The 12,943-nt window shown below is 55.5% G+C and carries 12 protein-coding genes; all 12 read left to right on the top strand.

Features of this window, described 5'->3' with window-relative positions; translation table 11 throughout:
• Nucleotides 1–6: 6 nt before the first annotated feature.
• On the top strand, nucleotides 7–429 hold the full coding sequence (locus tag AC05QJ_RS31640) for a hypothetical protein (RefSeq protein WP_476748199.1): 423 nt from the start codon (nucleotides 7–9) through the stop codon (nucleotides 427–429).
• A gap of 127 nt (nucleotides 430–556) precedes the next feature.
• Nucleotides 557–1,384, top strand: a complete 828-nt coding sequence (locus tag AC05QJ_RS31635) for a hypothetical protein (protein ID WP_476748198.1) — start codon at nucleotides 557–559, stop codon at nucleotides 1,382–1,384.
• 195 nt (nucleotides 1,385–1,579) lie between these two features.
• Nucleotides 1,580–2,506, top strand: a complete 927-nt coding sequence (locus AC05QJ_RS31630) for a hypothetical protein (protein WP_476748197.1) — start codon at nucleotides 1,580–1,582, stop codon at nucleotides 2,504–2,506.
• 212 nt (nucleotides 2,507–2,718) lie between these two features.
• Nucleotides 2,719–3,990 (top strand): IS4-like element ISPa1635 family transposase, encoded by a 1,272-nt coding sequence (locus AC05QJ_RS31625; protein WP_023082049.1) that lies wholly within the window; start codon nucleotides 2,719–2,721, stop codon nucleotides 3,988–3,990.
• Nucleotides 3,991–4,265: 275 nt separating this feature from the next.
• On the top strand, nucleotides 4,266–4,703 hold the full coding sequence (locus tag AC05QJ_RS31620) for a hypothetical protein (protein ID WP_476748196.1): 438 nt from the start codon (nucleotides 4,266–4,268) through the stop codon (nucleotides 4,701–4,703).
• 485 nt (nucleotides 4,704–5,188) lie between these two features.
• Complete coding sequence (locus AC05QJ_RS31615; protein ID WP_476748195.1) at nucleotides 5,189–5,662, top strand: hypothetical protein; 474 nt, start codon at nucleotides 5,189–5,191, stop codon at nucleotides 5,660–5,662.
• Between the two features lie 1,299 nt (nucleotides 5,663–6,961).
• A complete protein-coding gene (locus AC05QJ_RS31610; RefSeq protein WP_476748194.1) occupies nucleotides 6,962–7,642 on the top strand; it encodes a hypothetical protein in 681 nt (226 codons plus the stop codon).
• A 58-nt stretch (nucleotides 7,643–7,700) separates the two neighbouring features.
• Complete coding sequence (locus AC05QJ_RS31605; RefSeq protein WP_476748193.1) at nucleotides 7,701–8,246, top strand: hypothetical protein; 546 nt, start codon at nucleotides 7,701–7,703, stop codon at nucleotides 8,244–8,246.
• A 204-nt stretch (nucleotides 8,247–8,450) separates the two neighbouring features.
• A complete protein-coding gene (locus AC05QJ_RS31600; RefSeq protein ID WP_476748192.1) occupies nucleotides 8,451–9,992 on the top strand; it encodes a DNA cytosine methyltransferase in 1,542 nt (513 codons plus the stop codon).
• Nucleotides 9,993–10,659: 667 nt separating this feature from the next.
• Nucleotides 10,660–10,899, top strand: coding sequence for a hypothetical protein (locus AC05QJ_RS31595; protein ID WP_476748191.1), 240 nt, complete (start codon nucleotides 10,660–10,662; stop codon nucleotides 10,897–10,899).
• Entirely contained in the window at nucleotides 10,889–11,773 is an 885-nt protein-coding gene (locus tag AC05QJ_RS31590; RefSeq protein WP_476748190.1) for a DNA adenine modification methylase, read from the top strand. Before AC05QJ_RS31595 ends, AC05QJ_RS31590 begins: the two co-directional genes overlap by 11 nt.
• A 112-nt stretch (nucleotides 11,774–11,885) precedes the next feature.
• On the top strand, nucleotides 11,886–12,581 hold the full coding sequence (locus tag AC05QJ_RS31585) for a hypothetical protein (RefSeq protein ID WP_476748189.1): 696 nt from the start codon (nucleotides 11,886–11,888) through the stop codon (nucleotides 12,579–12,581).
• The last annotated feature ends 362 nt before the right edge of the window (nucleotides 12,582–12,943 follow it).

Raw genomic sequence — 12,943 nt, 5'->3', positions numbered from 1 at the left:
ATACCAATGCAATTAGCCATGTCGTTCGCTGAGCTCTCTCACGCTGAACTTCCTGAACATCTCGTCAAGAAAGTCCGCCGGGCGCGTCGTCAACAATCGATCAGCGCCGGCGAGGTTCAACAGTTTTCCATATTCGACCTTCTGGCTTTACCGGAGGAAGAGCTTGGTCCTGTTGTGTGGACCGATGACGATATCGACGTTCTCAGGGAGAAATTGCTGTTTGAGGCCTGCAGTGTCTTCTTGGACAACCGTGCCGCACTCAGCACTCAGAAGGACCGCTGGGCATGGGTCATGAGTGAAGTGCTTTCGCCGTTCTCTTTCAAGGTGTGCATCAGCGCAGCTGGTGTCGACTGCGAGAGGTTCCGTGAGAGCTTGATCGATCTGTGCCGCCGGCAAGGGGTGCTTGGTCAGCTGCAGGTTGCTGAATAACAAGTCCTCCCCCTACAAGGGGAGATTATGATCGCCAGGGCTAAGAAATCCTGGTGTTTGAGATAATTTAACCGCTGGGGCGGTACCTCCCTAGCGGGTGGTGCCTCCCTCACACGCTGGAGGCAACATGCGCTATTACACTCAACAGAAAATCGCTCAACCAATGGTCGAGCTCTACCCATACAGGGCGTCGGAGTGCCCTCGCTCAAAGCACGACATCATGGACCAGGCCGCAAGCTTGGCCCAGTTTGAGCGAGAACGCCGGAGCGATTTCCTTAAGCGTTTGGCACTGTTCAGGCAGGCAGGGAGTGAGTCGATTCGATCCTTCCCGGCACAGTTGTTTGAACCTGTATGTAATTACGAGATGCCACCAGCGCCACGTGTGCAGTTCCACCCCGCCGGGGATCTGGAAACACATGCAAGTCATCAAGTGTTCGATGATGCGCCGTTGGCGTCTATCAGCGACTGCGGTGAATACGGCCTGGAGTCTGCTCCATACCTGGATGGTGTGCACGGGCTACAGCTGGACCCTTCTTTCGAGGAGGTTCCACCTGGGTATTACAGTGATCTGCCCATGGAAGCCAGTCCTGCGGAGTTGCCGGCGGAGGTTCTAGCCGACGACACCGACATCGACTGGTCCAGAGCGAAGGAAGGGGTCGTGTCTCAGTTCGGCCACTACCACTACAAGTTCGATAAAGACCAGTCAATGTCGTACCTGGTGCGGCTTGGACGGAACGAGTATGTCTGGGGCATCGATCTCGAACGGGTCGTTAACCAACACAAGGTCAAGAAGGGCGATCGTGTCCTTCTGAAGTGTATTGGTAAGCAGCCGGTCGAGGTGGAGGTGAAAGTTAAGCAGCCGGACAATTCGTACACAGTCGAGAAAAAGACGGTGCGTCGAAACACTTGGGTTGCACGCGTCCTTTCGCGTGGGCCTGACAAACCACAAGCGTAATACCCTCATCCAGGGCCGCCTTTAGGCGGCCTTGGCTTGAGTCTTCAAACGATAGAGACCAGCTCTATCGTTTGAAGATTCTTTGCACCGGACTGTTCCGGCGCTCTGAAGCTGATTTCTCAGCACGCACAACCCCGTGGGGCTTCATACCCCCATTCGGGGGGTATGGCCTCACTCCGACCTGGAGATTAAACCATGCTTATTACCCAGAACCTGCAATCCCTCTATGCGTCTGCAGCTGCTCATGGGATAACTGTTCCAGACCCACTGAAAAGACTGCCTGACGCCCTCCATGAGTTCGTCAATCGGGCCTTTGATCTGATCAACTCCGCCGATGCCACCGGCTGTTGTGGTGCGTTGACCGTGGTCGACGCAGAGAAGGTGCAAGCCCTCTCTGAGCTGGCAAACGCGTTTCGTGACGATTGGACCATGGTGACTCCGCCGTCGGTTAAAGTTTCCCTGTCGATCTTTGATCGTCATGGTGACCCATATACTCAACGGTCGTTGGCCCTGGCTGCAGCGGGAGTATCCGACATTGTCGACCATGCCGCACAAGCTGTACTCCTGAACCGATCTGGGCAGCCCATGGGTTCTGTCCTGGATGAGTTGGAGTCGGCACTGGTCACCTACGACGTGATTCCGGAAGAGGGCGAAGTTCCTCTCTCGGGCTGCACAGTGGAGGTGATCATCGAAGTCGAAAGTCTCGACATCCAGAATGGTCCCCAGTACGGCGGGGCAGTGCTTGCCAGTGGGAAGCGGGTGTTGGTGGATCGAGGACAGCTTTCAGGTTCACCGGTTCGTCTGATTCATGTAGCTCACCCGGATGCGAGCAAGTACGGCATTCCGGATCAAGCAACGTATGACGGCGCCGAGCGCTTAATTCGTGAGCTCAAGCTGGTTCCGGAGAACATGAAACTGGAAACCTGTGATCTGCAGGATGACAGTGGTGGCGAAATTACCCTGACTGTAAAGTTGCCGGCCAGCGCGATCTACATCGGTGAGCTGTCCGAGGTGCGGAAGTACGCTGCAACACACTGGAACCTGCGATTTCATGCACAAAGTGCCGCGGAGCAAAGCGAACTCGTCGATCGCTTTATTCGCATTGCTTGTGCACAGCTGTAACAGAGTTGGCCCGATGCTGTCAGGCTGGGCCGATCCCAAAGCAATCTACTAAAAATCCGTGCGGGGTGAGTCCCGTGTGGGGCTGGCCCCAATGTCATCAACTTTGGAAATTATCCATAAATATCATATAATTAGCGCTCAAATCAGTGCATGGGAGAAGCCCTTTTGACTACCTATACCGCATCGCTTGACACCGCCAGCCAAGCCCTGGTTTGAAAATTGTACAAAAAATAACCAGTCCGCTCGATTGTCCCGCCTTCATCGCCGCCCACCGCCAGAATCCTCAAGACTTTACCCGCCGACGCCAGCTCACCTTCAAGAACCTCGTCCTGTTCCTGCTCAATCAGCCGCGCACGGCCCTGCAAACCGAACTCGATCAGTTCTATCGCGTACTCAATCAGGCGTCGACTGAGACGCAAATGGTCACTGCGCAGGCCTTCTGCAAAGCGCGCAAAAAGCTCAACCCCGAGGTATTTGAAAGTCTCAATCACCTCCTGCAGCAACAAATTGACTGCTTCGGGCTGCGTCAGAAGTGGCGTGGGCTGAGGGTGCTCGCGGTGGATGGCTCGACCGTGCATTTACCCCTGGAGTCGACCATGGCGACCTTCTTTGGCAGTCACTCTGGCTTTCCCATGGCTCGCTTGTCCACACTCTACGAAGTCGCTGACGGTCAAACCCTGCATAGCCTGATCGTGCCCCTGACCGTCGGCGAGCGCGACTGTGCCCATCTGCACCTTGAGCACCTGCCGGCTGACAGCCTGACGCTGTTTGACCGTGGTTACCCTGGGCACTGGTTATTCGCGCTGTTCGCGCAGCAACAGCGGCACTTTCTGATGCGCCTGCCCTGTGGCTATAACGCCCAGGTCAAAGCGTTTCTATACTCTGGCCAAGTTGAAGACACACAGCTTTTCGTGGCCAACCATCCTGAAGCACGTCTGTTCTGCTCCGAGGCTGGCGTTGATCCTGCCAGCCAGATCGAGCTGAGACTGATCCGGGTCGAGTTGGCCAACGGCGAAAGCGAGGTATTGCTGACCTCGTTGCTGGATCGAGAAGCCTTTCCCGCTGAGGTGTTTGCCGAGCTTTACCACCGCCGCTGGGGCATCGAAACCGACTTCCGTCGCCTCAAACAAACCCTGACGCTGGACAACTTCAGCGGCCGCAGCGTGACTGCTGTAAAGCAGGACTTTCATGCCGCTCAACTGTTGAAGAACCTGGCGCTGTTGATGCAGCACCTGCTACAGCCGGTCATCGAACAGCGCCACAAAGGTCGCAAGCTGCGATGGAAAGTCAACTTCACCCAAGGCGTGTCACGGCTCAAAAATACCCTGGTCGAGCTGCTGGTGCGGCACTGTGCTCAGGGGCTGAGCAATGTGCTGGCCTTGATGGCTAAAAGCCTCAGTGCCGTACGCTCAGGCCGTAGCTTTGCGCGCCAACGCAAACGCGCAGCCAGCCGAGGTTGTGAGGGCTACAAACCGACGCGCTGAAGAAACACCACCGCCCAACCTCCGTGCAAAAAAAAGCTGGCCACAAGCGGTCGGCATAGGCTCGTCCGGAGAACGAGAAATCTCGCCTAGACAGCCGGAACAGACGATGATCACATCACCGCCAGCCCAGTTAGACCGCCTGATTGAGCGGCAGAGGCCTGGTCATCGCCCGACGGCCATGGCGGCTGGCTGCTTCGGGGGGCTTGCCTTGGGCAGGGCTGCAGCTTAGGTTGATGACATTGGGGCTGGCCCTGCTCATTATTGGAGTCAGTAAAATGAAATCGAAAATCACGTCTATCACTCAGATCAAGTTTGCCCAGCGCCTTCGTTATAACGGTGTCTGGATTCACGACGTTTGGGTCGACGGCGAGTATTTCCAAATCGAGGTTGGGGATGATTCGTACATCGGCAAACGTGAGCTCTTCAGCGGCTTGTCTGATGAGGAGTATGAGCGGGATGTTGTTGGGCGTACGAACACCATGACGCTGATGGATCGCACAGCGCCTCATGAGGCCCTTGTGGCCGCATTCAACCTATGGCGCAGTGAGTTGCATGCCGAGCGCGTGCAGCGCCTGAGAAGCCAACCAGAGCGCTATGGCGTCATTGCTGAAGATGATCCGTTCATTCAGCCGTACCCGGAGGTTGTCCCGGTTCGATATGAGCAGGGGCAGGGATGGGTCAGGGCGGTAGGTACTGTGCAATCAGCGGCTTGATTGTATTTCCTCGATCAATCAACCCCCTCAAGTGCATTGCAACAGAGGTGCAGTATGAGGCGTGGGAGTGACTATGCAGACTGGAACAAACTCGCCAGCCCCGACCAGCTTTGTGGGGCAGCTCTCGGTTTTTGTGAGCCCGCATTCGACCAAAGTGCTGCTCGTCGATCGAGCCGAGCTCGACCGCTACAACAGGCTGGTGTGGGTGGCGCTGCTTCCTGATGATCCCGCTGCGTTAGATGCTATTGCCGCGTACAAATCCGCGAGGCGTTAGCGATCTCACAATTGTAACAACCATCCCTGGCCATGCCAGGGATGGCCATTCCCAGATCACATTCAACAGGCCCACTGTCGAATGTGATTTCCCTTCCCAGCATGCGCTGGATAGGAAAGCAGCTGCTGTCGCAGCACAGGCTTCGGCCTTTCAAAACCCTTGCGGGCACCATTCCCGCTCGGGGGTGGGTTCGCATCTCTGGAGACGACCCATGAATATTTCAACCCAACCCAGCAAATCAACTTTGCGTGCGCGCGTTGCCTGGCGCTTGTCCTACCAAGGCAAGCAGGAGTACGACTGCTCATTCCAGGGAAGCCAATTCCGCGTCACCGTTCGAGCTTCCAAAGAGCGGTATCCAGATCACTGCAACATGAGCGAACTGGAATTTGAGCAGTGGGAGAACGGCCAGCTCGGCTATGTGACCCACGGGGATCCAACCAAACTCACGAAAGAGTTCGTGGCTACGTTCAACCGGTTGCGCTTCGAAGAGTGGTGCAACCAGGTGAGCATCATGCAGAGCCAGCCTGAGAAGTACGCCGATTACATTCCAGTGCATTTCTGCGTCTACGTGGGTGCAGCTTACGACAGAGAGAAAGGCTGGGTTCGTTTGCATGACTTCACGGAGATCCGGGCACTCGCCGGCGTTCCAGAGCACATTGCTATCGACCCTACCGTAGTTCACTAACCCATCCGCCGGGCGCTATGCCCCTCGGGGTGGGCGCGGAGATCAGGGGTAGGGTCACGCTCCAAGCTCAATTCAGGCCACTGCCCGCCGCCATTCAGCTGTTCATCAACTAAACCCCATGCGGGGCCCATCCCGCATGGGGTAGAGCCCTCTTAACACAGGAGAAAGACCGATGCTCACCATTGGCGTTGCACTGACTGATGCCAGGGCAAAACTGCTCGCCAGCGTGTGAGTAGCAAGTGCTGGGATCCGCTGAGTACTGTGGCCAGCTCCTGTCGAGCGCGACTGCAAGGTTCTTCACGCCGGCCAGTTAATGGCCGCGTGACAACGGACCCTCCCTTAAGGGAGGGTTTTTTACGTACTCGCCGGCGGTGTCGAGCAGATTGTCCTGGTTGCACGATGCAGTTGTCCCAGGCAGAATCGAGGCCAGTTACCCAGTCGCATGTGCTGCTAGGTAAAGAAGCTGGTATCCCAGCAATTCCTTGTACCCCGGCGTATTTAGCCGCTTGGGCTCTCGCTCGAACCCATCGAGCACTTTCTGAGCTTCACACTCTCGATCAACGCACCCGCGGCGAGGTTACATCTGCGCGCGTCACCCTGGTCAGTCTGTGCTGATTGCTTTCAACCCAACCTGCGGGGCCTACCCCCTGTGGGGAATGGTCTCGCTCCAACCTGGAGATGACCATGAATTGCCAAACCCAACACCATTCCCATTTTGCTTTCAACAGCAGCTACCGTGGAAAACAGCAGATGCCTAGCTGTTACTGCATTTTCTGCGCCGGAGTTGCCGCGGTTTGCTCCGGGACGAGCAGTCGTGGTATCTGCAACTGCGGGTGTTGTTGCAAGCCCATTCAAGTTTCCTTTGGGTTGACCGAACAGGACGCACGAGACATCCGTGATGATCAAGACCGCATCGCAGATGTCGTAGCGAGCGAGCTTGAAAGAGAAATTTGGATGGCTGAAGCCGCTTGGCTCTCATTAGCCGATTTCATGCGCCTCCTGGCCAATCGGTCGAGTGCTATAACCGTTTTCGGATAGCAAGAAAAAAAACGGGCTTGGGTTCCTCTGCGGGATATCGACGCTCTGGTGATTCTGGCCAGCCTTCCGAAAGACCGCTGCTCAAACCCCCGACTCTGACTCCTGATTGGCCTATGGCCCTCCTCATTGGAGTCTCTGCTTTGTTCGGCGACCTTGAGGTCTCCGGATAAACCTGCTGGTACTGCCAGCGCTCCTAACCCACTGCGGGGCTTCATAACCCCACACTGGGGTCATGGCTTCGCATCCAACCGGAGTTCCATGATGAAACTTTACGCCTACTTCCAGCAAAGCCGTGATGCTCTCTACAACGTGTTTGTCGCCGACCAACTGCACGTCGGTGGTGAGGGTTGGTGGATGGCAGGTCTTGTTCGAGACTCGAAGAACCTTTTCGACGGGTTCCGTCTTGCTTTGAGCAAGTTCAACGCAGACGATCTCTGCGGGGTCAGCCTGGAGAAATACCAGCTCACCTTCCTTGGCGAGATCGTCGATGGTGATGTCTCGATCGCCCACCACAACATGTACCTGGTACAAGCTGATCAGCCCTACTGGTTGGCGAACAGCAAGGGCAGGTTGGCCAAGCTGGGTGATCTTGAAACTACCCTGCAGTCGTACCTCGGCACTTCGACCTGTGTGCTCAGCCCAGTGAGTGATGCACACATTGGGTCCGTAGTGCGCAACCACGCACCAATCGAAAATCTTCGTCCCCAGGTCGTAATGGTCATGAAGGACGGAATACCGATTGATGTCCAGCTTTTCGGATTGCCCTCGTCGACATTGGTCACCGTTGTTGATGTGCTCCATCCGGATAGTGTCAGCCTCTACCAGGACGAGGGTCTCTTCGACCTTGTCTACCAAAATGGCGCGGTGGAAAACAATGTTCGCAATGTGACCCCTTCGGTGGATCGCCTGAACGAATTTTCCAAAGTCGCAAAACTGATTTAACCCATCCGGGGCATTGTCCCGATGGGGCATGCCCCGTACCTCATTCTCGGGATACGACATGACTACAAATTCCAAGCTTCACATCTCTCTCGACAACATGTTCATTGGCTGTCATACGGAAGTGGCCTCGGTCCCTGCTGACATCACGAGTCGTGAAATTCAGGACCTCATCAGTATGCGATTCGAAACGGTTGACCCTGAGTGCTTCGAAGTAGATCTCTCTCAGGGCAGCCGATATGGCTCGCATGTTGAACTGGTCGATGACGCGGAAGAGCACACGGTGGAGATCGTACGTGGTGCCAATGGCAAACTGGAAATCGTCAAGCACACGACCGTGGGGACTCAACCGGTTACAGCCTCTAAAGAGGGGTTGGTGTTTATCCAACACGATGAGGATTTGCACACCATCATTGCTGCCCTGCGCTTCTGGCAGGAGCAGGGTATGTGCGAGCCGGCTAATCGCTCTGAAGAGATGCAGCGTCTGTGCACCAACGACGATGAGCTGACGTCTGCCGCCGATTCTGACGTGGACGATCTGGTTGAACGCTTGAATGTCGAAATGAAGGCCAAGGCTTTCATGGCTGACCTCAAGGCGATTATCTGATGCAGTTGTGGCCGGCTCGAAAGGGCTGGCTGCTTTCAGAATGCTTCTGAGTGGCTCCAGGCAGGACTCAGTCACGAGCATTCTTTGGACCCTCATGTGAGGAGCCAAGATACCCAGCTGGTGTTCACCAGCACGCAACTTAAACCCACCTGGGGGCAATCATCCCCAGTGGGGGTGGTGTCTCCAATCTACTTGGAGTTCCACATGACTACAGTTATCAACACCACGATCGGTAAAGCAAAGGGTGACATCGCCCGTCTCTGGCTGGAGGGCCAGAAACTGCTTCACGCCGGCGTCAAAATTGGCAGCAAGTATTCGCTCCGCAGTGACAAGGCTCTAAACCGCCTCGAACTGGTTCCTGTCTCTGAAAAGTCGGCTCAGGCCGGTACCTTCACCGTCTCGAAGCGTGAGCGTAATGGTGTGATTTCACCGTTATTGGAGGTGCGCACAGACCTGCTCAAGACCTTCTTTGAAGGCTGCGAGAAGGTTCGTGTTGCCATCCGCGGTGGTCGAATTGTCGTGACTGCCTTGCAGGTCGACTTGAAGATCAAGGAACGGGTGGAGCGCATCAAGCGCAAGCTGGCAGCAAAAACTGCGCTGGCCGGGGGATCGCTCTTCCATGGTCTCGGCATCCTGGACAAAGCACTACACACAGGACTGCTGGCGGCGGGAGTTGCTTCGTTCATTCAAGTCGGCGTCGAGCTCGAATCAATCTACTTGGACAGCTCGTTGATCAACAATCCTGAGCTTTGGACTGAGGACTCCATCGCGATCAACTCCGATATCCGCGACCTGAACCTGTCAGGGGCGGTGCCACTGCTCGATATACTTTCGGCGGGCATTCCTTGTACGGGAGCTTCCCGAAGCGGTAAAGCTAAGAACAAGCTCCAGTGCGCAGAGGAGCACTCTACGGCTGGGACTTTGTTCTTTGACTTTCTGGACTTCGTGAAGTCGTCTAACCCAGCAATCTGTCTCGTCGAAAACGTACCAGACTATCTCGACTCGACGTCGATGGTGGTCATCCGGAGCGTTCTCACTTCGTTGGGCTACGAGCTGCATGAGGCTGTGTTCGGTGGTGCTGAATTTGGTGCCATCGAGGATCGGAAGAGGATGGTACTGGTTGCCATCACCAAAGGTCTGGAGGTGAAGTTTTCATTTCCTACCCCGGGTAAGCACTCACCGAGAAAAGTTGGCGACATCCTCGAGGATATCCCGCTTGATTCGCCTCGTTGGAAGTCATACGACTACCTTGCGGCGAAAGAAGAGCGTGATGTCGCGGCAGGTAAGGGCTTCAAGCGGCAGCTGGTTACGCATGAAAGTGCCACTGTAGGCACCTTGGGCCGCGGCTACTTCAAAGGACGATCAACCGAACCGTTCCTGCAGCATCCAGAAAACCCTGAGTTGAGCCGGCTGTTCACGGGTGTTGAGCATGCTCGGTTGAAGGGCATTCCTGAGTCGATGGTTGCAGGGATGTCCGAGACCATTCAGCACGAGGCTCTAGGCCAGTCTGTCGTGTTCAATGTCTTTGTGGAGGTCGGCAAGGCCCTGGGTCGTGCTTTGACCCATCAAGTCATCAACCCTGACTACGTTGCCCTCGAGGAGGAGGGTATCGAAAGCTACTGCCAACAGGTATGTGGCGGAAAAATGTGTGGCGCGGTGTCGCTGTGTCAATACGGCGTCGACGCGAACACCGAAATGCCACCGAAGTACGTCCCAAGCAAGCAACAGGCGCTGGCGCTCGTGTAGAGCGTCTCAGGCCGCATAACCAACCCTGGCGGGCATGTCCCCCGTCAGGGGCGCATGCCCTCCTCACGCTCGGAGGTGCCATGTGACTAACGTAATTGTTCAGGCTGCACGGATGATGGGGACCAGAACTATCGTGCGAAAGGGGACCGCAAAAACCCCGGGAAGTACGATTTTTCTGTGGGAGCTCAGCGATGGCAAGACGCTGGAGCTCCTGCGAAATGAAGGGGCGAAAGCGTCCGCGCATTTCGTAAGCGTTCGGGAGCGATCGGAGAAATTTAACGAGCTCCTCGAGTACTACGAGCGGACGGCTAATGTCTTCAGCCCCAATCGTTATGCTGCAGCTTGATTGAACATCACTTCACCGACGCGATTTTGTGTCGGTGAAGTGATGCGCTACCTGGCAACGATGAATTGTCGTATAGTGCGTTAAGCACCACGATGCGGGTGCCGCACGTCCCAGCTGTTTCCACAGCACATCTTCCAGGTCAGCCGACCTGCCGTTTCATATGAGTGTTTTCCCAAGCAAGTTTTGCGAAAGCATTCAGTTCTTCGCTGCCTGATGCCAGGCCGTGAGATGCCCAGCTGGTGGTTCATCAGCAATCAAAATCCCCCGCGGGGCTTTAAGCCCCCTGAGGGGCTTGGCCTCGCTCCAACCAGGAGTTAGACCATGAAAATTGAAATGCCGACCGTTATCCTTCGCCGGACTAAAGACGGTGAGATCCTCGTCGAGAGTAGTCACGCTGCCAGGGTCGTTTACCTGGAAGATAACAACTCGGGTGACTGGGATCCTGAGAACGACGAGTGTGTTCTCGTGGGCGGCACGGAAATGTGGGTACAGCGTTTCGACGTTAAGCCTACTGACCTGGCCCAGGTGCTCTCCGAGATGGAGACGCGCCATGAAATTTAAAAATTCCGTAGTGAGCTACCCGGAGCGCGGGCACTGGGGTGACAGTCGTTATCGTGGCAACTGCACGGGCGCGATCGTAAGGGATTTTTTCGGGACCTATCACACCCGAAAGAGTGGGCTTGCGTTCGACCCAAGCATCGGTGGCGGGACCTCAGTTGATGTTGCCGCTGAATTAGGGCTTCGGTTCAAAGGGACCGACCTTCATCAGGGCACCAACCTCCTGCTCGACGACATGCGCACCTTCCTTGGTGAGGAGGCGCACACTTGCTGGTGGCACGCACCCTACGCATCAATGCTGGTATACAGCGGCGAGGTTTGGGGTGAACCAAACAAATGGGACATGAGCCGAATGGCGCTGGCGGACTTCACTGAAGCCCTGGAGCTCTCGATCATGAATATCCACGATGCTGTGGAGAAGAATGGTCACTACGGGATCCTCATGGGGAATCTACGGCGTAATGGTCAGTACTTCAACCTGTCCTCATTGGTTGAGCGCGTTGCGCCCGGCCGACTGGTGGATGAGATCATCAAGATCCAGCACAACTGTGTTTCTGATACCCGTGAGTACCGTGGGAACATCGTGCGCATTGCCCACGAGAAGCTCCTGGTCTTCAAGAAGAACAAAGAGTCACTGTTCTTCCTCGGGCAGATCGATCGCCGGGCGGCGTCGTGGGTGGGAACGACCTGGAGGGCGGCGATTCGGCGGATTCTTCAGGGTGGTAAAGTTCTTCACCTTAAGGAAATCAACGACTTGATCTCGCCCTATGCTGCCTCACGCGATAATCAGCACTGGGAAGCAAAGGTTCGACAGGTAGTTCAGGATGCACGTTTCTTCGAGCGTGTTGCACCGGGCACCTACCGACTAGTTGCGTAACCAATCTTGCGATGCTTGGACAGTCCAGTCCAAGACGCCAAAGTACTCACAAACCCTGCCGGGCTATGACCCCGGAAGGGGGCATGCCTGGCTCTGCTAGGAGCTGTACACCATGAACAATCAACTCACATTGACTGGGTATGAATCGATGAGCCCTCGCATCGCTGCGCTGGACTTGAGCAGTAACGATTCCCGCCAGGTGCAGACCGCTAAAACCCCGATGGATCTCCTCAAGGATGCAGTCGAAGCAGGGTTGACGTTTGCTGACTGCCTCAACCATTTCGGCGTCGAGTCCAGCTCCAACCCATTTGCACGAGCGGCGCATGAGATTTACGCGGCCAGAAGCGACGACAACATTGTGATCGATGACACGGTGATTATTTCACGGTGCGAAAATGGTGCTTTTGTGGACGCACGACTTTTTGTCCGCGATTGCGAAGCCGGCCTGCCGGATATCGTTGACCTGGTTGATCTGCTGCTGCAGCACATCAGTGCTGATCATGGGAATGAGTTCGCGGTGACCAACCCAAGGTTACACGATATGGTCCTGATGATCGGTGACACATTCGCCAATCATCATGATGAGCTCGGAGAGCTTGCCGGCCAGGCGCCCGACACCATTCCAAAGGAGCGGTTTGTGTTTGGTGGACATATGGAGGAGGGCTATACATCTGGGGTTGTTCAAGAGCTCGTGCATTTTGGAGCGAAGACGGGATTCGATCCGGACCTATGTGAAGCGATCTACAACTGGCTTCACTATAAAGGTAAGCTTTTGGATGCCAGTCTGCGAACTGTCCAGGTGGTCTGATAAATATGTTCTTTTTTGGGTCTGGCCCGGGCTGTCTGCCGGCCTACCAGGAATGATTGCACAAGGTTACCCCGTTAGCCTTGGCGGACGGGGTGGCTGGTAGCCAAAGTTGGAAAATGACCGGTGCTGCGGTGAGTGATGGTCAATACCGTGCTTACGGGCTTGCGGCTCTTGTTGAGACTTTTTCCGACAGGCATCCTTGTCGAAAGAAGATTTTTCTACTCGGTCATGTCGACCTAGTGGAGATTTGAAGCTGATCAGTTTGTCAGCACTATTGGCAATACCCACTAAACCCGTCTGGGGCAGTTATGTCCCGTTAGGGGTGTTTCGATTGTATACCACGATGCTGAGCAGTACGTGAT

It is taken from the genome of Pseudomonas sp. TUM25319, assembly GCF_056388475.1.
Note: the sequence above shows the minus strand (reverse complement) of the source record. Positions and strands in the feature narration are given on the sequence as shown.

What these genes read in the sequence shown, in the direction of transcription:
- AC05QJ_RS31620 (WP_476748196.1), top strand. Translation starts at nt 4,266, where the DNA reads ATGAAATCGAAAATCACGTCTATCACTCAGATCAAGTTTGCCCAGCGC.
- AC05QJ_RS31635 (WP_476748198.1), top strand. Translation starts at nt 557, where the DNA reads ATGCGCTATTACACTCAACAGAAAATCGCTCAACCAATGGTCGAGCTC.
- AC05QJ_RS31590 (WP_476748190.1), top strand. Translation starts at nt 10,889, where the DNA reads ATGAAATTTAAAAATTCCGTAGTGAGCTACCCGGAGCGCGGGCACTGG.
- AC05QJ_RS31585 (WP_476748189.1), top strand. Translation starts at nt 11,886, where the DNA reads ATGAACAATCAACTCACATTGACTGGGTATGAATCGATGAGCCCTCGC.
- AC05QJ_RS31600 (WP_476748192.1), top strand. Translation starts at nt 8,451, where the DNA reads ATGACTACAGTTATCAACACCACGATCGGTAAAGCAAAGGGTGACATC.
- AC05QJ_RS31595 (WP_476748191.1), top strand. Translation starts at nt 10,660, where the DNA reads ATGAAAATTGAAATGCCGACCGTTATCCTTCGCCGGACTAAAGACGGT.
- AC05QJ_RS31605 (WP_476748193.1), top strand. Translation starts at nt 7,701, where the DNA reads ATGACTACAAATTCCAAGCTTCACATCTCTCTCGACAACATGTTCATT.
- AC05QJ_RS31615 (WP_476748195.1), top strand. Translation starts at nt 5,189, where the DNA reads ATGAATATTTCAACCCAACCCAGCAAATCAACTTTGCGTGCGCGCGTT.
- AC05QJ_RS31630 (WP_476748197.1), top strand. Translation starts at nt 1,580, where the DNA reads ATGCTTATTACCCAGAACCTGCAATCCCTCTATGCGTCTGCAGCTGCT.
- AC05QJ_RS31640 (WP_476748199.1), top strand. Translation starts at nt 7, where the DNA reads ATGCAATTAGCCATGTCGTTCGCTGAGCTCTCTCACGCTGAACTTCCT.
- AC05QJ_RS31610 (WP_476748194.1), top strand. Translation starts at nt 6,962, where the DNA reads ATGAAACTTTACGCCTACTTCCAGCAAAGCCGTGATGCTCTCTACAAC.